This window comes from Haloferax sp. AS1 (assembly GCF_014530665.1).
GTDB lineage: Archaea > Halobacteriota > Halobacteria > Halobacteriales > Haloferacaceae > Haloferax > Haloferax volcanii.
The window spans coordinates 1-22,293 of record NZ_SPSA01000003.1 but is presented as its reverse complement, the minus strand read 5'-3'; the positions used below and the strand labels follow the sequence as shown (position 1 = coordinate 22,293).

Here is a 22,293-nt window from a genome sequence, read left to right as displayed (position 1 = left end):
GGTGTGGTGAACCGAGATGAAACCCGAAACACGGACGCGAGGAGTGGACGACGAATCAGCGGAGGCAAGCGAGGAACCCGCCGGAGCCACGCATCGATACCTCCCGTGGGCAGTCGCCGCCGGGTCGGCAATCCCGGTCGTCGCGCAGCTCGCGGCGCTCCCGCCGGACCCGACGACGACGGCGCTCGACCTCGTCGGCGAGGGCGTCGTCGTCGCCGTGCTCTTCGCGTGTCTGTTCGTGGTGCGACGAATCCGCGACCCATCGGTCTTCTATCCGTTGGCAGGCGGCGTCGCGGCCTCGTACCTGTTCGCGCTGACCGACTTCCTCGACGAGTTCGTCGAACAGCCCGTCTGGTTCAGCTACCTGTTCGAAGACGGCGCGCAGGCGGTCGGCGCGGTGCTCCTCGTGTTCGGCCTCTATCGGTGGACCGTCGCGCGCCAGCGACGGGAGACAGAACTCCGCCAACAGCGCGAACAGCTCGCCGTCCTCAACCGCGTCCTCCAACACGACATCCGCAACGACGCGCTGGTCATCCGCGGGTGGGCGTCGGTCGTGCGGAAGGAGGCCGGGTCAGGGGCCGACGAGCGACTGGAGAACATCGTCGCCGCGAGCAACGGCATCATCGACCTCACCGAGAGCACGGCGCAGTTCACCGACGTGCTCACCTCGGACCGCGCCGCCGACCTCGAACCGAAGCCGCTTGTCGAAACCGTCGAGACCGAGCTTCAGAAGGTCCGCGCCGGGTACGACGCCGACGTGGTCGTCGCCGGCGACCTCCCCGAGGTAAACGTCCTCGCCCACAGCATGCTCTCCGCGGTCTTTCGGAACCTCCTCGTCACGGCGGTCGAGCGGGCGGACGCCGAGCGCCCGCAGGTCCGTCTGCGCGCCGATTGCGGCGCGGAGACCGTGACCGTCCGCATCTCCGACGACGGAGCGTCGTTCCCCGAGGACGCCCGCCTCGACGCGGGCGAGACCGTCGCGGAGACGCCCGACTCCCGAACCGGTCTCTCGCTCGTCGCCGCGCTCGTCGATCAGTTCGGCGGGAGCATTGCGGTCGAAAACGACCCCGACGGCGGCACGACCGTCGCAGTCACCCTCAGAACCGCCGAGGACGCGACGGAGTCTCCCACCGACCGGGTCGCTGAGAACGCCGGCGACGCCGAATCGACGCCCGCGGGGTCGCCTGCGACGAGCGTCGGCGGGGACGCCCGAGACGACTTCGCCGCCGTACATTCGGACCGCGAATCGTCGGCCGGCCGAGGCCCGTCGGCCGGTCGCGGCGACGCCGCCAACTACTGAGGCTCCGTCTCGGCTTCTCGTTTGCACCCGCCGTCCTCCGTCTCCACCTTCGCACCCTCGCCCGGAATCACGTCTCCCCCCGCGTCAAGCATATGTGCACGCACCGAATAGCAGTCGGTAGTGAGCGACTCACACGACTCCCCGGGCGGGAAACGCGGCCCCGAGAGCAAGGTCAGCCGACTGCTCCGCGAGCGCGGCTTCGACGGCTTCGGCGCGGAGCTCGAACGCCGCTGGACCGCTGAGGCGGGCGCGCGGTCGAGCCTCCGCGACCTCGCTGACGCGTTCAACCGTCGGCTCCTCCGCGCGGCGCTCGACGGGCGAAACGAGCGCGCCCTCGACGGCGAAATCGAGACCCTGTACCGCGTGCTCACCGACGACGGCGTTTCGAGCGGGGCGCGGACGAAAGCGGTCCACCGACTCGAACGCACCGGCGTCGACGTCGAGCGACTGGAGGCCGACTTCGTCTCGCATCGGGCGATGCGCACCTATCTCACCTCGTACCGCGGCGTGACGCCGCCCTCAGAGACCGACTGCGACGACGGCGACCTCCGCGAGCACCGCACCGAAACCATCCGACGCCTGCTTGGTCGCGTCGAGCGCGTCACCGAGAAGTCGCTGTCCGACCTCGCGGCCGCCGACGAACTCGACGTCGACCCCGAGACCGCCGAGGTGTACGTCGACGTTCGCGTCCACTGCCCGGACTGTAACGCTCACTACACCGTCGAATCCCTCATCGACCGCGGCGGTTGCGACTGCGACTAACGCCGCTTCGCGCTTCGTCCTCCCCGATATCGAGCATCCCGAAGCGACTGGGTTCCGAGTTCGAAAGCCGTTCCGAAGCCCGCCGCGGTTCGAAACACGTTCCACCGATGTCTGTGGAACGGATTGTATGCCACCGCCGTCAGACGGAGATACGAGGCAGAAAGACGAATGGCACGAAGGCCGTCGCGGACGAATCGACGACTGAATCGACGATTGACTTCCCGAGACGGCTCAAACCGCGGTCTCAAGACGCCGATACGCGGATTCGAACTCGGGGCGAGAAACACGTTCCAAAGATATCTATGGAACGGGTTTCGGACTCGTCACCAACTGTTTTCACGGACCCCGGTGTGGACACCGTATGGCCACGACGAACGGACCGGCCCGCCTGACCGTCGCCGGAATCGGCGGCTTCGACGAGACCACCGTCGCGTTCGAACGCGGCGTCACCGTCCTCACGGCGGGGGACGCCGCCGACCGAACGTCGCTCCTTCGGGGTCTCGTGACCGCGCTGGGAAGCGACGAGCACTCGCCCGACTGCGACGCCGATACCGACGACAGCCGGGTCGAACTCGCCGTCGAGGGCGAGCGGTACGTGCGGACGTTCGCGGGAGAAGGCGACCGAGTCGTCGCGTCCGGCGACCCGTATCTCGACGACCCGGCGGCCGCCGACCTGTTCGCCTTCCTCCTCGGCTCGAACGAGGCCCGACAGGCGGTCACGGCCGAACGCGACCTACGGAAACTCGTCGTGCATTCGGTCGACATCGACGCCGTCAACGAGGAAATCGCTGACCTCCGCGCCGAACGCGCCGAGTTGGACGACCGAATCGAGGCGCTCGCGGCGCTCGAACCCGAGCGGCCGGGGCTCCGCGACCGCCGCGACGAACTCGACGCGACTATCGAGCGACTCGAAGCCGAGTTAGCGGACCGGCAGGCGACCCTCGACGGAATCGAATCCGCGGCGGTCGACGGCGACACCGACGCCGAGGCGAACCCCGAACCCGACGCTAACGGGTCCGATGCAGAGGCGCGACAGGGCCGGCGACGGGAGTTGTACGCGGCGCTCGACGACATCGAGTTCGAACTCGAAGCAGAGCGAGAGTCGCTGGACGCGCTCGACGCAGAAATCGACGACATCGAATCGGAACTGGACTCGCGTCCCGCCGACCCGGCCGCCGAACTCGACGACTTGACCGCCGAACTCGCGGAGTCACGGGCGCGAAAACGACGACTGGATGCCGACATCACGGACGTGCAGCGGACGCTCCAGTTCAACGAGCAGTTCCTCACGTCGGAGACATCGCCCGTCGCCGCTGCGAGCGAGGTCGAACGCGAGAGCGAGAGCGAGAACGACGAAAGTGACGGCGAGTCGGACGACGGCGACAGCGTCGTCTGTTGGACGTGCGGAACGTCGGTTCCCGAAGCGAGCATCGAATCGACGCTCGACCAACTCCGAGCGCTCCGCGACGACCGCCGCGAGGAGCGTGCCGAACTCGCAGACCGCATCGAACGGCTCCAAGAACGCCGGTCGGAACTCGAAGCCCTGCGAGAGCGACGACGGGACCTCGAAACCCGACGCGAGGAGTTACGCCGCGAGCGCGCCGAGCGTCGGTCCCGCGTCGAAAACCTTCAAGCCCGACGCGACGATGTCGAATCGGACATCGTCGACCTGCAACGCGACGCCGAGGACGCCGAGGCGGGCGAGGGCGACCGCGCCGCGCTCCTCGACGCCCACCGCGAGGTCAACCGCGTCGAATTCGAGTTGGAACGGCGGCGCGAGGAACGCGACGCCGTCGTCGACGAACTCGAAGCCCTCGACGCCGAACTCGACCGACGGACGGACTTCGAAACGCGGAAGAATGAAATCGACGACCGAATCGACGGCCTCCGAGACCGCATCGAACGGCTCGAACGCGCGACGGTGTCGGCGTTCAACGACCGCATGGCGGACGTTCTCGACGCCCTCGAACACGACCGACTCGCCCGTGTCTGGGTCGAACACCGGAACGACGGAGACGGCGACGACGACGCGCTCTCGACCGGACGGTTCGTCCTCCACATCGAGCGCCGGACTGACGACGGGAAGACCTACGAAGACGTTATCGACCACCTCTCGGAGTCGGAGCGCGAACTCGTCGGCCTCGTGTTCGCCGTCGCCGGCTACCTCGTCCACGAGGTGTCCGACGACGTTCCGTTCCTCGTTTTCGACTCGCTGGAAGCCGTCGACGCCGAGCGCGTCCGCCGACTCCTCAACTACGTCCGCCCGCACACCGACTATCTCGTCGTTGATGTGTCCGGCGAGAGCGCGCGAGCGCTCTCCGAGTCGTACCGACGACTTCGGGCTCTGTGACTCTGAACTGCCGGTTCGAAAGAGCCAGACCTGACAGGCCTATGTCTGTAATCACAACCGCTGCAAACGAAGTACTCGGGGAGCAGCCCGAAGCCACGCAGGGGGTACACGGGTGGGTCTGTTATGCACGGCCGGTCTTCATCGGTACGACGGCAGCGAGAGTCAAACCCACGTGCAACGGTGTCGACTGCGGTAGCTACCGATTTCTCGGTGTGATTCCACCATTAATAGAATTTATCTGTCCCCCGTCGAGGCCGTGGGGTCCGTGTTACTGAACCTGAACGACCCCTTCAGGTCGTACTCTTGGCCGAGAACGTGGGGGAACTCGACGACGTTGCCTCCGTTTTCCCCGTGCTGGTAGTAGTTCCATTGTATTCCTTTTGCCGTGCGGGCCAGCGTCGTCGATGGCGTGAGAGATGATTCGTCGTGTACCGACGGTGCAGCGCGCTGAGTCCGTCAACGACTGACACCGAGAGAAACGCCGAGGCGAGGTTACTACGGGGGCCTGTTTGTCATCAGTCATGTGGATAACTAGCACTTCTAATATAGGCCCGGGTGGAGTGAGAATATATCAGTATCTCATAACCCGATGTAGTAGTACATCAAAAGCACAAAATATAAGCTTAAATCCGGTTTGAGACACAACTATATGTATTTATCCAAATTATCCAACTTATTTAGATTTTTCAGAATATATCATACGTTTCCTCCCGCCGGTAATAATGCTATTAGTAATCAATACTCTTAGTGACTAATCACGTCGCGGACGGCCGGGGTCAGTCCCGCTATGAACTGCATTAGTTATCCAGACGATTCGCTCATTACCAGTCGATATACCCGAATTCGGTGGGTTCATCCGTCCCCTACCACGGTTTTCTCATACATGGGCATACGTCGTTGTAGCCAGTGGCAGTCTCCCTCTTACCGCCAGCGACCGAGGAGGGGGCGTTGACAGCATGGCGTCGGTCATCGCCGTTCTCGCAATCGCACTCTTGGCGGCTCTGTTTATGTCGTTCACCGTCGGTGCAAACAGTAACTCGGCACCCGTCGCGCCCGCCGTCGGCGCGAACGCTCTTTCGGTTCTCCGAGCGGCCCTCCTCGTCGGCATCGTGGCCGGACTCGGAGCGATTCTCCAAGGTGGCAGTATCTCGGAAACCATCGGCAAGGACCTCGTCACCGGCGTGTCGATTACGCCGCTCGCGGCGGCGGCGGCCCTGCTGACCGCCGCGACGCTCATCACAATCGGCAACACCTACGGCTATCCAATCCCGTCGGCGTTCACCGTCACGGGGGCGATGATCGGGGCCGGTCTCGCCCTCGGCGGCGGCTTCGCCGTCAACGAGTACGTCGTCATCCTCGGGTTCTGGTTCGCGATTCCGCTCGTCGAGGGCGTCCTCGCGTACGGACTCGCGCGCGGCCTTCGAAGCGACGCCATCCCCGAAACCGTCGGGATTCCCGTCCTCGGTGGCGCGGTCGGCTACGCGTTGGCCAACATCCAGCTCACGGTCATTCCAACCGCAGCCGGTACACAGGGGTCAGTCGCCCGATACCTCGCCACCACGTACCAGTTCCTTCCGACGGTCGTCGGCGGCTCGTACACCCTCGGGATGGTCGTCGTGAGCGTGGTCGGCGGGCTCGTTGCGCTCGTCGGGACACGGGCGTTGCTCCACCGCGACGAGACCGCGGGCATCAATCAGTTCCTCGTCGCGCTGGGGCTCGTCGTCGTGTTCACGAGCGGCGGCACGCAAGTCGGCCTGGCGACCGGTCCGCTGGAAGCCGTGTTCGAGACTGACCTCCAGCTCTCGTCGATTTACCTGCTCGCGCTGGGTGGCGGCGGCATCCTCCTCGGGGCGTGGATTCGAGGGCCGCGACTCGTTCAAGCCGTCTCGAACGAATACGCGTCGCTCGGGCCGAGGCGGTCGATAGCCGCCCTGATTCCCGCCTTTCTGATCGCACAGCTCGCGATTGTCCTTGGGATTCCAATCTCGTTCAACAAAGTGATGATTGCGAGTATCGTCGGAAGCGGACTCGCCGCCAGTTCGTCGGGCGGAAGCGGCGTCTCACCGCGGAAAGTCGGCATCACGATCGGGTCGTGGGTCGGGTCGATGCTGGGCGCGGGCGTCATCAGCTACGGCCTGTACCTCCTGTTGAACGCGGCCCCGGTCGTGGGGTAGTCAGGAGACGAGTTGGTCGATAATCTCTTCCTCCGCGGCCTGCGTTTTCATCCCCTCCCACGTCTCGAAATCGGTCGTGGCGACGATATACTCGTTGAGGCGGTCACGCGAGATGTCTTGGGCGTCGTCGATGTCGTCGAATTCCCACGGACTCTGCTCACAGAACCCGGCGAACGAGTCGAACTCGGTGTGGTCGCGCATGAACGACTGCGAGAAGAAGGCGTCCGACTGGACCCAAGTGCCTGCTTGCAGTTCGCCAATTCGGGTGAGCGCACTCCCAACTCTCTCTTCGAGGTCCTCCAGTTCGGTAATCTGAAGTTCCATAGCGGGGGTGGCGTCTCGACGCGGGTAAAAGCCACGACCAGTCACTGGCGTCAGTTCGAGGAGACACACGGCCCCCGCGTCCGGTTCGCACCTCGTCGGACCGGAGGGCCTGAGGACTCGTCGGAGCCGGATAGATTCCGAGACACGGAAATGGGCCACGTTCTGGGGATGCCGGTCAGGGCGTGTGTCATCCACCTCTCCGCGTCGAGCGCGGCACAGAGGCCGGCGACGAGCGCGATACCGGTCACCGGTGGCTGTCGTTCCATCGGCTCTCGCTTACGGTTTCGTCGCAGTCAACAGCCAGTCGTTCGGCGTTCGGCGTTCGACGCTGAACCCGTCGATTTCCGCGGGGGCGCGGTCGGTCAGCCCGCCGAGGAACCGCCGGACTGGCGTCGGGTCGCGGTCGCTGACGAGTGCGAACGTTTCGCCGCTCGCCAGCGCGGTGAACCGTTCTGCGACCCGCTCCTTCCGTCGTTCCGGCGGGTCCCCGCGGATGTCGAGTGCGCCGTCGGGAGCGTCGACATCCCACGCGGTCGCCGCCGCCTCGGAGACCGACTCCGCGAGTGTCTCGAACGCCGGTGCGGCGTCGCCGGGCGCGGGTGTCTCCTGAAACTGCGGGGAGAACGGTAGCTCGGCGAGCATCGTCGCGTCAAGCCGTTCGCTGGCGGCCTCACCGGGAAAGAGCCGGTGAGTGTCGCCGCAGGAGGGGCAGGCGAACTCGCGCATATTGACGACCGCCCCGAGAACCGGAACCTCGTTGTCCCGGAAGAGTTCGATGCTCCGCGCCGTGTCCTCCAGGCTTGACTCGAAGGGCGTCGTCACAACGACGACGCCGTCGACGGAAATCTCTTGAAGCGTCGTCAGAACCACGTCGCCGGTCCCCGGCGGAAGGTCCAAGACGAGCGTGTCGTCGGCGCTCCAAGCGGTGTCCGCGAACAGTTCGGTCAGCGCGTCGTGCGCCATCGCGCCCCGCCACGCCAGCGGCGCGCCCGACTCCATCAATCCGACGCTCATTACGTCGAGCGAGGCGTCGGGCCCCGCCACCGAGACGGGAAGCGGGTGGCCCTCGTCGTCCGAGTGGACGGGACCTTCGACGTCGAGCAATGACGGGACGTTCGGGCCGTGGATGTCCGCGTCGAACAGCCCGGCTGAGTGCTCGCCGGCGAGTGCGCACGCCAAGCCGGTCGAGACGGTCGACTTCCCGACGCCGCCCTTGGCACTGGCGACGGCGATGACGGTATCGAACGCGTCCACGCCCGTCGCACCGCCGCCGGACGACGGCGAGACGGGTTCGACGTGCGCACTCTCGACCGCGGGTACGTCGCGGACCGCCTGCGCCATCGCGCGCATGACCTGCGTCGCGTTCGCGTCGTCGAACTCCGTCACGGCCGCGCGGACGGTCACGCTCGCCCCGTCGACGGTTATCGATTCGACCAGTCCGGCCTCGAACACGTTGAGGTCGGCATCGGGGTCTCGGACGGCTCGGAGCGCCGATTCGGCGCGGTCTCGAAGCTCGGGCTCGGTGTCTGGCTCGTCGTTCGCCGGTTCGTGGTTCGTCGGTTCGTGTTCGCTCATGGTCAGAGGTTCGGCGTTCGATTGAGGTCGTCTTCGCCGGGCAGGGTGCGGTCGGTCTCGTCGAGGACGCCCGTGAACTGGCGTCGGAAGCTCCCGGAATCGACCGCTTGGGACCGGACCGCCGTTTCTCGCACGACGCTCTGTTCGTCGTCCGCGAGTTGGGACAGCGCCTCGGCCGCCCGGTCGGTTTCGACCCCGCCGAGCAGGTGCGCCGCCCACTCTCGCACCCGCTCGCTCGGGTCGTCGGCGGCAGCAACGAGCGCATCGCACGCGTCCTCCCCGCGGAGTTTGAAAAGCGAGACGAGCGCGTTTCGCCGGACTGCGTGGTGCTCGTCGTCAAGTGCGGCTTCGATGACCGCTTCGTGTTCTCCCCGGTCCAGGCGGTCGAGCGCGACGACGGCCTCGGCCCGAACCCACGGGTCGGGGTCGTCGGTCAGCGCCCGCGCGGTCTCGGCCGCGAGGTCGCCGCCGTGTTTCGCCAGCGCCTCCACGGCGAACTGCCGCACTTCGGCGTCCTCGTCTGTCGTCGCCGTGCGGGACAGCGCCTCCACGACGACCCTGTCGCCCTCCCGTTCGGCGAGCGCGAGTGCGGCCCGCCGACGCTCGACCGCGTCGTCGCCGGCGAGCGACGCAAGCAGGTCAGAGACCGGGTGGTCCTCGACGGGTTCCGTGTCGCTTGCGCCGAGGTCGGAGAGCGTCGCCTCGCCGATGGTCACGTCGCGGTCGACCTCGATGTCTTCGAGGCCCGCAGGGTCGACACCGAACCCGGGGCTCTGTTCGGGGTGGAGTTGGGGGTCCGGCGGCCCGTCGGTCGCCTCTTCTTCGTCTCTCACGCTCGCTCACCCCCGTCGTACGCGACCAACGCAGCCGCGACGACGACCCCGGTTGCTCGGAGCACTGTCGCGGGGACGCCGGCCACGCAGAACAACGCGGCTCCGAGCGCGACGGCGGGCCGACCGTCGCGGAGCGCGGAGACGGCGCCGGCGGTTCCGCCGGCCGCGGCGAAGGCGACGAGACTCGTCGGAACGCCGACGACACCGCCGCCGACGAGCAGTACCGCACCCGCGACGTACGGGGCGCTTGCGACGATTCCGAATGTGGCAAGTCCCGCGGTTATGCCGGCTAGCGCACTGATTCTATCCCAGCCGACAGCGAGTGGGACGACGCCGACCGCGGCGAGCGCGACCCCGGAGCCGAGCGGTCGGAGCGTCGCCGGCCACACGCCGGCGGCCGCCGCGAGCGAGGTCACCACACTGACCGCGGCGAAGCCGACCGGCGCGGCTCGTCGGACTCCGTTCCACTCTCGTTTCCGTCCGGGCGCGACGAACCGGTCCGCCGCGACGACCGCGACCCCGACCGAAACGCCGATTGCAGCAGGCTGCCACGCCGCGGTCGCCGTCCCGAGTGCCAGCACTCCGAACCCGCCGGCGAAGGCGAGTCCCACGCGCTCGATTCCACTGTCGGCGGTCGCCGCGAGGAGCAGCCCCGCGAACGCCGGACCGACCACGGCCAGCGCCGACCAGTCGGCCGCGAGCGTCGTGACGCCCGCCGGGAGACCGCCGGGAACGTTGTGGCCGACCCGGTACGCCGTCACCGCGGCGAGCGGGACGACTGCGAGGACGCCCGCGAGTGTTCGAAGCACCCCGTCGGATGCTCGAGATCGGAGCGTGGCGACTCCGGACGGCCGTGAGTTCGAGCCGACGGCGTCCTCGACGCCCCGGCCGCTCACGGCTCGTCACCTCCCTCGAACCGCGCGGCGAGCGCGCGCTGGTCGGCGGCGACGAACCGGTCGAGGAAGCTCGCGACTTCGCTGTACAGACCCGACCCGGGCGTGTCGGCCGCTCGTTCGGCCAAGCCCCCGGCGACGACGTGGAGGTGACGGTCGTGGAAATCGAGCCGTGCCCGCGCCGCGTCGTCGGCGCGCCCGTCACCCGGGTCGGCCGCGGCCTCCAGCCGCGCGAGGTAGCTCGCGAACTCCAGTTCGTACGGGAGGTAGTCGTGGTTGTCGCGGGCCTCTCGGTCGATTTCGAGCCCGAAGTAGTCGTAGGCGCGTGCGAGGTCGAGATTCACGTCGTTCCACGCCGCGTCCGGCCGGTACGACGACTCGTACAGCGAGATACGCGGCCCCTCGCTGTCGAGCGAGCCGTCCGTCCGGTCCGCGTACTCCGCGTAGCCCACCGTGAACAGGTCGTTGAACCGGGCGCAGGCCGTCTCGTAGTCGTCGTCGACGGTCAGTTCCGGCGGGGCGACCGAGAGTCCGGTCGCATCGAGGAGCCCCCGGACGGTCTCGTCGACTTCGCCGGCGGCGAGCCGCTCGTAGAGTCGCTCGTCTGGCTCGTCGAGCAACGTCGCCAGCGCGGTATAGATCGCCGCCCGCGCCGCCGCGGGTCGGTCGACCCCGCTCGAATCGACTCGGTCGGTGTCGCGGTTCGTGTCGTCAGTTCGCGTCTCCGCGTTGGTGTTCGTGTCCATCTCAGTGTCCTCAGTTCTTCCGCACCGCCTCGATAGTCACGAGCGCGACGCCGACGATGGCGAGGCCGGCGACGGTCCACAGTATCGACTCGTACGGCGGCCCCTGCGGTCCGGGGCCGAACGGGAAGTGATACCACTCGCTGACCGACTTCCGGCCGGAGCGCTCCATCTCGGAGCCGTTCCACACCGCGAACGCCACGTCCACGTCGTTGTCGGTGGCGAACGAGGTCCGGTTGGCGGCATCCGAATCGAGCGGGCGCGACATGACGACCGTCCACCGGCCGTCGTCGTGGCTCGCCGTCGTCTCCACCGCCGTCCGTTCGAACTCGGTCGTGGACCCCGGGCCGCCGGCGAGCAGTTCCTCGGTCTCCCCGTCGGCGCTCCAGTACCAGACGTTCACGAGGTTCCGCGTGCTCCCCATCGAAATCGGGGGGCGGACCGAGGTGTTGACCGGTACCTGCACCGCGGCCGCGTCGAGGAACGACCTCGGACTGGTGGCGTTGCGGTCGGCGGTTCCGTCGGCCCACGAGAGTCGGAGATACAACCGCTCGTCGGTCTGGGCCGACTGGACGCGAACCGATTCGACGGAGGTGTCGCTCGCGTTCGGAACGCCACTGGGCGCGCTCGTCAGCGGGACGTTCACCGACGGAACGGTGTCCCACGCCTCGCTCGTCGGCCGCTGGGGTCGGTCGTCGGCAGCGACCGATTGGACGGGAATCTCGTTCGCGGGGCGCGCGGACACCGCCGCGGGGCCGGCCACCGCGACGAGCAGGAGCAGCACCACGACGGCGACTGCGGCGACTGCGGCCGTTCGACGTTCACTCATCGTCGAACACCTCCGGAACGAGTCCCGGCGAGCCCGACTTCGCTCGCGTTGCTCGCATCAGTCGAACACCTCCAACCGGTACTTTCGGGCCGGGTTGGTGTCGGTCAGCATATCCAGCAGTTCGCTTTCCCCGCCGCGGTCGACCTTGTCGCGTTCCTTCTCGATGGTGTCGAGCGCGTCGTGGACGCGGTCGCCGAACAGCTCTTCGAGGTAGTTCCGCGGGATGCGGTCCACGTCCACCGTCTCGCCGTCTTCGGAGTGCTGCGGCGGCGCGAACGGCGGGATGTAGTAGACGTTCGGCTGCGTCTGGTACTCCGGATGCAGCGGGAGTGCGACCTCGTACTCCTCGACGAGCTTGTGAATCGGCCCCTGTTCGTCGTCGAGGAACCCGACGAGTCGCAACTGCGGCGGGCAGTCCTCCGCGCAGGCGGGGGCGAACGTCTCGCCGTCGGGGCCCTCGCCCTCGATGCGGGGGTAACAGAAGATGCACTTCTCGGAGGTCTTCTGCGTCGCGTTGTAGTACACCTTCTTGTACGGACAACCCTCGACGCAGTAGCGGTAGCCGCGGCAGCGCTCCTGGTCGATGAGGACGATGCCGTCCTCCTCGCGCTTGTAGATGGCCTTCCGCGGGCACGCCTCCACGCAGGACGGGTGCGTGCAGTGGTTGCAGATGCGCGGGAGGTAGAAGTAGTACGAGTTCGGATACTCGCCCGCGCCTTGGTCTTCGTCCCAGTTCGGCCCCCACTCGGGGTCGCTGTCGGGACGCAGCGGCCGGTCGCCGCCGTTGTACATGACCTCCTCGTGGTTGAACGACCACGCGTCACCGTAGTCCGCTTGGTCGGGGATGTCGCCGGGGCTTCGCTCGGTGTGTTCGGCGTCCGTCCAACCGCCGCCGGAGTCCTCCCAGTCGCGCGGGTAGCCCTTCCCGGGCTTCGTCTCGACGTTGTTCCAGTACATGTAGTCGCGGCCGCCGCCCTCCGTCCAGAGCGACTTGCACGCGACCGTGCAGGTCTGACAGCCGATGCACTTGTTCAGGTCCATCACCATGGCGACCTGATGGTCGACACCGTCGGCGAGGTCGACCCCGTCGCCGTCGGTCTGTGCTGCTGGCCCGTCGTCGGTGCTCATTCGGCATCACCCCCGCCTTTCCGCACGTCGACGCGGACGTCGCTGTTGACCCCCGTCGGCCCCCAGTAGTTGGGGAAGAAGTAGAGGTGTTCGCCGGAGTCTTCCGGATACTGGACCAACTGCGTCGGCTTCATGTACATCGGGACGAGCGAATTGAAGTTCGTGTCGCCGTCGAACTGGAACCGCTCCCAGGCGAAGTACATCCGCGCCGTGCCGCGCTGGCTGCTCGGGTAGAGCTTCGCCTGCAGTTCGACCGATGCGAGGTCGTTGAACACCTCGACGGTATCGCCGTCTTCGATGCCGCGTTCGGCGGCGTCCTCGGGATGGAGGTAGACCACCGGCTCCCCGCGCTGGAGGCGGAGCAGTTTTTCGTTGTCTCGCCAAGTCGAGTGGATAGACCACCGCCCGTGGGGCGTGTTGTACTCCATCGGATAGTCACCGCCCGTCTGCGTCGGCCCCTCCTTGTGCGTCGGCAACTGCTCGCCGAGTTCGAGGAACCAGTCGTGGTCGATGTAGTACTGCTGTCTGCCGGTGACGGTCGGCCACGGGTTTTTGTCCTGGACGAAGTCCTTCCACGGCGTGTACGCCGCCCCGTCCTCGATGTCGGAGGTCCAGTGGTCGCCGGCGGCCAAGAGCCGCTGGGGTTGTTCGACCGTGTCGGCGAACGTTATCTGGTCGTCGCTCTCGGACGGGTTCGACTCCTCGGAGTGTTCGAGGATGTACTCGCAGGCGGCGCGGTCCTCGGCGAGCGCGTCGGCCTCACCGGTCTCCCAGTCGCGGACGAAGTCGTCGTACACTGACTGGAGGTCGATGTCGCGGTCGAACTTCCGGTCCGAAATCGGTCCGACGCCGCGCTCGGTGGCGACCTCCTGAATCTTCGCGGCGAGTTCGCGGAATATCTGCCAGTCGGTCTTCGACTCCCCGAGCGGTTCGACTGCGGGCGTGAACGGATGCACGTAGGTGTGCATGTCCGTCATCGAGAGGTCGTGTTTCTCGTAGTGGCTCGCGGTCGGCAACACGATATCCGAATACAGCGCCGTGGAGTCCATTCGGAAATTGATGTCGACGACGAGGTCGAGCTTCGGCCACAGCTCCTCCTCGACGGCGACGTTCCCCTTTGCCTGGTTGAAGTAGTTGCCGCGCCAGACGAACATCGTCGAAGGGTCGGGACGAGACCCATCGTCGCGTTCTTCGGGGTAGACCGGCATCCACCCCTTGTCGATGGACTCCCGTATCTTCGCGGCCGTATCGGCGTCGGTGTTGTCGAGGATGCCCGCGTGGTAGTAGGTCCACAGCGTCGTCGGCACCCCGCGGACGTTGCCCGTCGGGAACGACAGGGACTTCCAACCGTGGAACGTCCATATCTTCTCTTGGCCGACGTAGTGGTCGAGGCCGGTTCCCTGCTCGCCGAGGTTGCCCGTCAGCGTGACGAGTAACTGGAGCGCGCGGTTCCCGAGGTCGTTGTGATACCAGTCGTTGACGCCCTTGCCCTGGATTATCTTCGCCTTGTCGGCCTCGGCGAACTCGCGGGCGACGCGCTGGTAGGTCTCTTCGCCGACGCCGGTCTCGTCGTGGACGGTCTCCGGGCCCCAGTCATCGAGTTCGTCCCGCAGTTCGGCCCACACGGTCCGGACGCGGACGCGCCCGTCTTCGGTTCGGACCGTGGTTTCGCCGTCCAGTTGCGGGTCGAAGTCGAGTTCGATGCTCTTGGAGTAGTCTTTCTGGCCGTCGCGTTCACCGAGCGACCCCGGTGCCTCGCGGAGGCGTCCGTCAGAGTCGAGCATGAGCAACATCCACTCGGGTCGGTCGGCGTCGGTCGAGACCGAGGGAACCTCGCTCGCGCGGAGGAACTTCCCGGTGTCCTGCCGGACCAAAAGCGGCATGTCGGTCTGCTCTTTGAGGTGGGCCTCGTCGTACAGTCCCTCGTCGACGATGGTCCGGGCCATGCCGAGCGCGAGCGCGGTGTCGGTGCCCGAATCGGGGCTGAGCCACTCGTCGGTGTGGATGGCCGTCTGCGAGTAGTCGGTGAAGACGCCGACGCGCTTCGTCCCGTTGTAGCCCGATTCGAGGAAGTACTTCGCGTCGGGGATGCGGGTGACGTTGATGTTCGACCCCCACGCGATGATGTAGTCGGCGTTGTACCAGTCGGCGCTCTCGGCGTTGTCGGTCTGGGTGCCCCACGTGATGGGCTGGCCCGGCGGCAGGTCGGAGTACCAGTCGTAAAACGAGTGGCTGACGCCGCCGAGGAGGTTGATGAGCCGCGACCCGCTGGCGAACGAGACGGGGCTCATCGCCGGGATGGGAGTGAAGCCGCTGATGGCGTCGTAGCGACCGGCCTGCACCTCGTCGACGACGTGCTCGGCGATTTCGGTGAGCGCCTCGTCCCACGAGATGCGCTTCCACTTGCCCTCGCCGCGGTCGCCAACGCGCTTCAGCGGGTGTTTGATTCGCTCGTCCGCGTTGACGTAGTCGGTGTAACACGCCCCTTTCTGACAGCCGCGGGGGTTCGGGTCGGGCAGGCTCTCGTCGAACCGCGGGTAGTCGCCGGCCTGCTCCTCGCGCCACACCTGCCCGTTTTTCACGTAGACGTTCCACGAGCAGCTGCCGGTACAGTTGACGCTGTGCGTCGATCGAGAGACCGAGTCCCAGTCCCATTGCTCGCGGTAGAGGTCCTCCCAGTCCCGGTAGGGGTAGTTCCCGATGGGGTCGTCGACGGGGTTCAGCCCGCCCATCTGGAACAGCGGGTCGTCGTCGGCAGCGGACCGGCCGATGCCGAGAAGCGAGGCGATTCCGACGCCTTCGAGGAACCGACGACGGGAGACGCTCGTTCCCTCGGTCGCCGGCTCTCCCGGCGGGTCACCGACCGCCGGCGGGTCGTCCGTCTGTTCGGCTTGCGATTCGTCCGTTCCCGACTCGTCGTCGGGGGTCGAGGTGTTCGTTCGGTTCATGAATCTATCTGTAAAAAGACGGTCGTTAGTGCCAGCCCGGCGCCCAGAACGCCGAGCGAAATCCCCACGAGCGTGTCACCACCCGCGTCGAGGCCGACGGCGACGAGCGCCACGCCGAGGAGCTTACTCGCGCGGTCGAGGTGTCGGTACGTCCGAGGCGAGAGTTCGATGCGTCGCCGCGGAGCCCCGCCGGTGTTCGCGTCAGTCATCGCCGGCCTCCCCCGGAACGCGTCCGGTTCGGCTCTCGTCCGCGTCGTCGCCCAGCATGCGGTAGACGAGGGCTGCAGAGCCGATGGGGACGACGAACAACGCGACGGTCAAAATCGGATTGACGACGCCGGTTCCGACGCCGAGCGCCCGGCCGAGGAGGTTGTTCATGCCCGCGATGGAGGCAATCATGATGAACTGAATCGCGGCGACGCCGACGGCGGTCTGCCACGGCCGGTCGAGTGGGTCGGCCGTGAAGTGGACCGACTCGTCGTGGTAGTCGACGAACGGCCACACCGCCACCGCGCCGAACACGAGCGTCGGCAGCAGGACGCCGCCGACGAACTCCGTCGAGACATGGATGTCGGTGAGCGGAACGGTGAATCCCATCCACGACGGGAGCAGTTTCAGCAGGCCGTAGACCCACATCAGGAACCAGTCGGGCATGATGAGTTCCGGCGTCCCAGCGGGGTTGTTCGGCCCGTACTCGGCGATGTTGTGGACCGGGAGGAACCCGGCCAGCATCGCCAGCGTGGCCAGCGTGAGGAAGAACACGACCGCGCTCACGGCCGCCTGATTGGGGAACGCCGGGAGGCCGACGACGACGCTGTCGTCGTCTCTCGAGACGGTCTGTTCGGTGCCGCCGTCGCTCGACGGGGACCCCTCGACCGGGCGTCGGTCCCGGCTTTCGAGTCCTCGCACGTCGTCATCGCGGGGGGCCTCCGTGTGCTTTTGGCGGACGAGAATCGCCATGTGGACGGCGAGGAGCCCCCCGATTGCCACGGGAATGACGAGGACGTGGAGGAAGTAGAGCCGCGGTATCGTCGCGCTCGACGGGAACTCCCCGCCGAAGAACGCCTTCCCGACCACGCCTCCGACGAGCGGAATCGACGTGGCGAGGTTGTAGCCGATGCCGGTTGCCGTCGCGGCGAACTCGTCGAAGGGAAGCGCGTACCCCGTGTAGGCCGCGCCCATAGAGAGGCCCGCTAGGCCGGTGCCGACGACCCAGTTCGGCTCGCGCGGATTGCGGTACGCCCCGGTGAAAAACACCCTGAGCATGTGCAGCCCGATGGACGCGACGAACAGGTGAGCCGCCCAGTGGTGCATCCGCCGGATGAACATGCCGAAGGGGATGTCGTAGGTGATGTGCAGGACGCTCGCGAACGCCTCGGGCACCTCTTGGCCTTGGAACTTCGCGACGCTCCCCTCGTATTCGACGCCGCTCGTCGACGGCTCGAAGAACATCCCGAGGAATATCCCGGTGAGGACGAGAAGCAGGAAGCAGAACAGCGCCACCTCGCCGAGGAGAAAGGAGTCCTCGGCGGGGAACGCCTTCCCGAGGAATGCGCGGCCGGTGTCGAGGTCGAACCGCTCGTCTACCCAGTCGTACGCCTCGTCGCCGGCGTCGTTGGCGCGGTCGGCGAGGCGGTCGAGTCGAGACATCACTCGCCCCCCGGGCCGACCGGCCCGTTGAAGTCGCCCGTCGCGATGAGATTGCCCTCGCTCGACAACGTGATTGGCAGTTGCGGGAGCGCCCTCGACGGCGGCCCACCGACCACCTTCGCGCCGGCGGTCGGGTCGAACTTGCCGAAGTGACACGGGCAGACGAGCGTCGCTCCGTCCTCGTTCGACACCATGCAGCCGGCGTGGGTGCAGACTTTCGAGTAGGCGGCGTAGCCCGACACCGTGTACTCAAGGTTCGTTGCGCCACCGTAGGCGTCCTCCGCGTGTCTCACGAGCAGCGTCGGTGCCTTTTCGATGCCCGGCCGGGGCTCCGGGAACACGGTCATCTTCTCACCTTCACTGAGGGCGTTCTCGCCGATGCGCTCGCCGTCGCCGTCGACGAGGTAGATGCCGTCCGAGTACACGGGGCCGGTGTACGAACGCTCGAAGACGCGAGTCAGCCCCGCCAACGGTGCCGCGAGGCTCGCGACGGCGGTCAATCCCCCGACGCTGGCGAGCAGTTTCGCGTAGTCGCGGCGGGCGAGCGAGGCGCGGTCGTCGGAGAAGATACTCGGCTGGTGGTTGCTGTCGTCCCCGCAGTCAGCGCAGTGCTCGTCGCAGTCGTCCGATGCGTGCTGATTGTCGAGTCTCATTAGTGTCCCCTCCGCTCTGCGACCTCGACGTGGGGGAGGAACCACGCGTAGTACGATACGGTGAGCAAAGCGAGCGCGGTGAACATCCCCGCGGCGTAGACGCCGAAGTACTGGGTCCGCGCGAGCGTCAGATACTCGCCGGTGAACAGCGCCGCAAAGACGATAGCGAGGATGGTCAGCCCGCCCATCGCCACGATTCCCTCGATAGCGTCGGAGGCGTCGTCGTACTCGACGACCCAGCGGTCCGCCGTCCAGAACCACGGAAGCCCGACCCGACCACCGTCTGCGACGGTCGGTTCGTCGCTCGGGCCGGCTCTGACCGCCGTGTCCATGAACCGGTGGACTGCGGCGAGGACGCCGACGAGCGCGAAGAGCGCGACCCACACGATGACGCCCACCTGACTCGGCGCGAGCTTCTCCGGCGTGTCGACGATCTCTTGTAGCGGCCGCATCTCGGTGACGCTCTGGTCGATTTCTATCTGTTCGCTCGGCGGCTCGCCGTGCAGCGCCACGTACCACGTCGGCAGGAGCACCGCGACGACGAGCAGCAACACGACGACCGTCCCGCGTCTCACGGTGACTCACCCCGCGTACCGACGCGCCGCCTCACACTCCAACCGGGCGTCGATCCGTTCACCCGTTTGGCCCCGAGCAAGCTCGTATATAGCATACTTCGATTCGTTCGAAAATCTGCACCGAGGCCAGTAACACCCGAACCATAGGGTGCGGGGACTTTATACCGCCCTCGTCGAGGAATCGGAGGGAATCCGAAGCGAAACCGCGTGACTGCGAACGGATTCGCCGAAGAATATTTCAGAACCACCACCGTACGCCGGCCTATGAATGAGGGCGTGCACGGTGAAATCCACGTGGCCGACCCGTCCATCTGTCGGGTGTCGGAGGCGTCGAAGGAGACCGCAGTCGAATCCGTCTCGCGGTCGGTCGGCGCTACCGGCGATACCGCCGCAGTCGAGTTTACCGCCCCCTCGTCGGCCGCGATTGATGACGCGGACGAGATATTTCACCACGAACAGAAGACGATTTATCGCGTCACCCACTCTTTCACCGAGGAGTCGCGGTGTGCCTGCGAACTCATCGAGGGTCACGGCTGTCCAGTCCGCCACCTCGAAGCGGACTGCGGCGCGGTCGTGCTGTCGTTCGTCGCCGCGGACCTCGAGTCGTTCCGCGACATCGTCGTCAACCTCAAATCGGCGTTCGACGGCGTGTCACTCCGGCGACTCACGCAGTCAGAGCCGGACTCCGCTACCGGCTCGCTCGTGTTCGTCGACCGCGACGAACTGACGGCGAGACAGCGGGAAGTCCTCGAGACGGCCCACGAGATGGGTTACTTCGAGCACCCCCGTGAGGCGAACGCGACGGAGGTCGCCGCGGCGCTCGATATCAACCGCTCGACGTTCACCGAACACCTTTCGGCCGCCCAGTCGAAGCTTCTCGATACGATTCTCGACGTGTAGTTGATAACTCGCCTATGTATTCCCGCCCTATGATGGGGTGTGATAGATACTGATTGGGGTCTGTGCTTCGGTCGTGATCGCCGTGCCAGGTCAGTTCGTCTTCGACTGCCCGGTGTGCAGCGTCGAGGTGTGTGTCGACGCGGGCATCCGCGAGCGGATTCTGGACGACGGGTGCGTGTTGTGCGCCTCGCCAGTCGAGACGGACGCATTCGACCCGCACCCGCGCAAGTCGTAACCCGGTCTGCCGTCCCTCGCTTCGCGGACGGCGACGGGGATTTCTGTCGGTGGCCGCGTTCATTCTTTGGTCGAGAGTCACCGCCTCGATTCCTTGGTCTTCGAGAGGACTCACCACGTACGCGCTTGCACCATCGCGCCGTCTCGTCGACAGCTGAACTCAAAGCCAGCTCATCCTCTCTAGCCAGCCTCGTTGGAACTCCGAGTCCGACAGTACCAAACTACACCCTCGAAATCCCCCGGGAATACAATCTACTCGTCGATTCAATTGGGGCAACTCAAAATCAACGAGCAAAAGCACACGCTCCATTCGAGAGACACAACCCGTGTGTCACGTCGAGAAGCCCCCCAGAGTACGCTCAGGAGCGCCATTGCACAAGATGGGTGGTCGTCGAAAAACCCAATACGAGCAGTCGTCAACCCCCACCCAATTTCGGCGTTGACGGCAATCGAATACAGTCGATACACCCCACCAACGAGAGGGTGTACTGACGAATTAGCGTATTGACGTTGTGTTTGGTGAGCATTACAGGAGGTGATGTTTCCATTGGCCAGTGTTGTATGTGGATGAGATTCGTGCAGTAGCGGGACTCCTGTGGGTAAACACAAGCAAATTAGAAATCAGTACTGTCGAATAAATCGGGCCGATAGTGATTCGTTTTCACCCTCGATTGGTTCCGATCTGCGTACACCCTTGCGGAAAATCGACGTGGGTACACCCCTGTAGACCATGGGTGTAGAGCCCGGAATCTAGTTCACCCTCGAATTCAGGGATGTAGAATTCCACTAGTTTTGGCCAAGGGTGTATCCGTTGACTCGACTAGTGATTCCAACGAAGGGGGACCTTAGAACACTCTGTCTTCCTCTGTGTGCTACTTCTTCTGTGTCCTCAGTTTGTCGGCTCTCTAGCTCAGTCGGCAGTGAATACACCGAGCGATAGTGTCGAGTTCACTGATCGTTCACACGAACGACATTGAACCGATGTGACGAGCTTCTGAACATCGCTGATTGGTGTGGTTGTCCGGATAACCTCGCTTAGGTGGAAAAGTGAGGGTGTGATTGTCGACGACGAATTCAAAGTGCCCTGTTGAATAGCAATCTGACTGGCTAAGGTCTCCACTTTAAAAGGATGAAGTCGAGAAACTCACCCACGAAACCATCTCTTAACAAACCCATTTCCCTCCTTTGAATCCTACCTAATCGCAGTACAGCGGCGACCACCGTTCAGAAAAACGAACGGACCCGACGGGCTTTTGTTCGGAGGACGAACGGGATCTAGATTTCAGGTGTCTGAGGGCCTGTACAAGACATTTTCAGCATGGTCAGTAGGTCGTACTTTTGGATTCACTTCGTTCGCCAGACGAACGGCGTCATTTCTGGCAAGCCGACATTCTATTGACTTGGATGTTGAGTAAATCTAGATCCACACATCAGAGTTCGGCTTCATCGGCGTTTCAAGTTGTCCACTGTAAGAATTGTATTTTCCCTTGGGCAACGGGATCGAGGCGGATATGAAAAAGTAAGAATCTCGTTTAAACACGGGTCGACTTCGTCCTACCAAGTCGTACTCTCCGTGGAGTGAGTTTCGCTAACTTTGAATGGTCCGTATCTGTACTGGTCGCTTGTAATCTGGAACGAGAGTCCCTTCGTCAAATAGTACCTCGTCCAAGAAGGGCATATTTGCTAATTTATGGAGGTCAAAATCTTCAGGCACGTAGAGTTCCCAGTCGTGAGGACTTATTGCATATGCGTAGGCGACATGTCCTTTCTCTAATAATGATTGCGTATATGGATTGAATTCTTTTGCGTCAAAGAGGTCGTCAGGAAGCGAGATACGTTGTTTCCCAAGGAGAGGGATCTCATCTGAGCGAAGTGGCATATTGCTTGCCCGAATCAGTAACCGAAACTGCCCTTCAGATAGTTCGTTCAACCCTGCAGGGTTTGATTTTTGATACTTACTTCCAAAATCAATTCTTTGTTCGATATTGGTGGGGACAGCTAAGCTTCCACCATTATATTGATACCAAATCGTATCAACGAATTGCTCTTCATTCGGTGACAAATCAGTGTTTAATGGATTGATCCCTCCGGCACTGTCTAGTTAGTGACCTCCTCAACCGGTGTTCGCCCATCGAGCGCTTGATGTGGTCTCTGAAAATTGTAGTCCGCTTGGAAGTCGCCCGCGAACGCGGCGCGACCGACACCTTCTCGTCCCGCGGCCAAGAGGCCGGCGAGGAAGTCCTCGAACTCACCCACGGCGGCGCGAACCACGTCCTCGAATGCGGCGGCGCGGCGTCGGCGCTCGAAACCGCCGCACAGGTCGCCCGTCCCGGCGGCTCCATCGGCGCCGTGGGCGGCCCGCACGTCGAGTCCGCCGACTTCCTCCAGCCGATATTCTACAAGAACCTCTCGTTCTCCGCCG

General features: G+C 65.0%; 19 protein-coding genes and 2 pseudogenes. 7 read left to right on the top strand and 14 right to left on the bottom strand.

Going from position 1 to position 22,293, the window contains the following annotated elements; genetic code table 11:
• The first annotated feature begins 43 nt into the window (after window positions 1-43).
• From E4P24_RS19405 to E4P24_RS17085, 4 genes are all read left to right on the top strand, one after another.
• Entirely contained in the window at window positions 44-1,300 is a 1,257-nt protein-coding gene (locus E4P24_RS19405; RefSeq protein ID WP_188148920.1) for a HAMP domain-containing sensor histidine kinase, read from the top strand.
• Window positions 1,301-1,420: 120 nt separating this feature from the next.
• Window positions 1,421-2,062, top strand: a complete 642-nt coding sequence (gene rdfA / locus E4P24_RS17095; protein ID WP_188148919.1) for a rod-determining factor RdfA — start codon at window positions 1,421-1,423, stop codon at window positions 2,060-2,062.
• Window positions 2,063-2,423: 361 nt separating this feature from the next.
• Window positions 2,424-4,412, top strand: coding sequence for an archaea-specific SMC-related protein (locus E4P24_RS17090; RefSeq protein WP_188148918.1), 1,989 nt, complete (start codon window positions 2,424-2,426; stop codon window positions 4,410-4,412).
• A gap of 956 nt (window positions 4,413-5,368) precedes the next feature.
• A complete protein-coding gene (locus tag E4P24_RS17085) occupies window positions 5,369-6,586 on the top strand; it encodes an inorganic phosphate transporter (protein ID WP_188148917.1) in 1,218 nt (405 codons plus the stop codon).
• On the opposite strand, the gene E4P24_RS17080 is transcribed toward E4P24_RS17085, so the two are convergent.
• The 12 genes from E4P24_RS17080 to E4P24_RS17025 all read right to left on the bottom strand — a co-directional run bounded on the left by E4P24_RS17080 (window position 6,587) and on the right by E4P24_RS17025 (window position 18,737).
• A complete protein-coding gene (locus E4P24_RS17080) occupies window positions 6,587-6,910 on the bottom strand; it encodes a hypothetical protein (RefSeq protein WP_188148916.1) in 324 nt (107 codons plus the stop codon).
• Between the two features lie 276 nt (window positions 6,911-7,186).
• On the bottom strand, window positions 7,187-8,485 hold the full coding sequence (locus tag E4P24_RS17075; RefSeq protein ID WP_188148915.1) for a P-loop NTPase: 1,299 nt from the start codon (window positions 8,483-8,485) through the stop codon (window positions 7,187-7,189).
• A 2-nt stretch (window positions 8,486-8,487) separates the two neighbouring features.
• Entirely contained in the window at window positions 8,488-9,318 is an 831-nt protein-coding gene (locus E4P24_RS17070; RefSeq protein WP_188148914.1) for a HEAT repeat domain-containing protein, read from the bottom strand.
• The gene (locus E4P24_RS17065) at window positions 9,315-10,214 is read right to left on the bottom strand and encodes a hypothetical protein (protein WP_188148913.1); all 900 of its coding nucleotides are present in this window, start codon (window positions 10,212-10,214) and stop codon (window positions 9,315-9,317) included. The genes E4P24_RS17070 and E4P24_RS17065 overlap by 4 nt, the downstream gene beginning before the upstream one ends.
• Complete coding sequence (locus tag E4P24_RS17060; protein ID WP_188148912.1) at window positions 10,211-10,957, bottom strand: molecular chaperone TorD family protein; 747 nt, start codon at window positions 10,955-10,957, stop codon at window positions 10,211-10,213. Before E4P24_RS17060 ends, E4P24_RS17065 begins: the two co-directional genes overlap by 4 nt.
• A 10-nt stretch (window positions 10,958-10,967) precedes the next feature.
• Complete coding sequence (locus tag E4P24_RS17055) at window positions 10,968-11,783, bottom strand: ethylbenzene dehydrogenase-related protein (protein WP_188148911.1); 816 nt, start codon at window positions 11,781-11,783, stop codon at window positions 10,968-10,970.
• Between the two features lie 57 nt (window positions 11,784-11,840).
• Complete coding sequence (locus E4P24_RS17050) at window positions 11,841-12,911, bottom strand: 4Fe-4S dicluster domain-containing protein (protein ID WP_188148910.1); 1,071 nt, start codon at window positions 12,909-12,911, stop codon at window positions 11,841-11,843.
• Entirely contained in the window at window positions 12,908-15,859 is a 2,952-nt protein-coding gene (locus E4P24_RS17045) for a molybdopterin-dependent oxidoreductase (protein WP_188148909.1), read from the bottom strand. The genes E4P24_RS17050 and E4P24_RS17045 overlap by 4 nt, the downstream gene beginning before the upstream one ends.
• The gene (locus E4P24_RS17040; protein ID WP_004041372.1) at window positions 15,856-16,068 is read right to left on the bottom strand and encodes a hypothetical protein; all 213 of its coding nucleotides are present in this window, start codon (window positions 16,066-16,068) and stop codon (window positions 15,856-15,858) included. Before E4P24_RS17040 ends, E4P24_RS17045 begins: the two co-directional genes overlap by 4 nt.
• The gene (locus E4P24_RS17035) at window positions 16,061-17,509 is read right to left on the bottom strand and encodes a cytochrome bc complex cytochrome b subunit (protein WP_004041373.1); all 1,449 of its coding nucleotides are present in this window, start codon (window positions 17,507-17,509) and stop codon (window positions 16,061-16,063) included. Before E4P24_RS17035 ends, E4P24_RS17040 begins: the two co-directional genes overlap by 8 nt.
• Complete coding sequence (locus E4P24_RS17030; protein ID WP_004041374.1) at window positions 17,509-18,162, bottom strand: ubiquinol-cytochrome c reductase iron-sulfur subunit; 654 nt, start codon at window positions 18,160-18,162, stop codon at window positions 17,509-17,511. Before E4P24_RS17030 ends, E4P24_RS17035 begins: the two co-directional genes overlap by 1 nt.
• Window positions 18,162-18,737 (bottom strand): hypothetical protein, encoded by a 576-nt coding sequence (locus E4P24_RS17025; RefSeq protein ID WP_004041375.1) that lies wholly within the window; start codon window positions 18,735-18,737, stop codon window positions 18,162-18,164. The genes E4P24_RS17030 and E4P24_RS17025 overlap by 1 nt, the downstream gene beginning before the upstream one ends.
• Before the next feature lie 264 nt (window positions 18,738-19,001).
• Here E4P24_RS17025 and narO point away from each other — a divergent pair, with 264 nt between their 5' ends.
• A complete protein-coding gene (gene narO, locus E4P24_RS17020) occupies window positions 19,002-19,637 on the top strand; it encodes a transcriptional regulator NarO (protein ID WP_004041376.1) in 636 nt (211 codons plus the stop codon).
• An 82-nt stretch (window positions 19,638-19,719) separates the two neighbouring features.
• Window positions 19,720-19,872: a hypothetical protein gene (locus E4P24_RS17015; protein ID WP_162471306.1), complete on the top strand. Its 153-nt coding sequence runs from the start codon at window positions 19,720-19,722 to the stop codon at window positions 19,870-19,872.
• A 1,587-nt stretch (window positions 19,873-21,459) separates the two neighbouring features.
• Here E4P24_RS17015 and E4P24_RS17010 read toward each other — a convergent pair.
• Window positions 21,460-21,750: a hypothetical protein gene (locus tag E4P24_RS17010; RefSeq protein ID WP_188148908.1), complete on the bottom strand. Its 291-nt coding sequence runs from the start codon at window positions 21,748-21,750 to the stop codon at window positions 21,460-21,462.
• A 218-nt stretch (window positions 21,751-21,968) separates the two neighbouring features.
• Window positions 21,969-22,046: pseudogene (locus tag E4P24_RS19475) on the bottom strand (IS6 family transposase); the annotation flags it as partial.
• Here E4P24_RS19475 and E4P24_RS17005 point away from each other — a divergent pair.
• A pseudogene (locus E4P24_RS17005) lies at window positions 22,038-22,293 on the top strand (zinc-binding dehydrogenase); the annotation flags it as partial. The pseudogenes E4P24_RS19475 and E4P24_RS17005 sit on opposite strands and share 9 nt — an antisense overlap.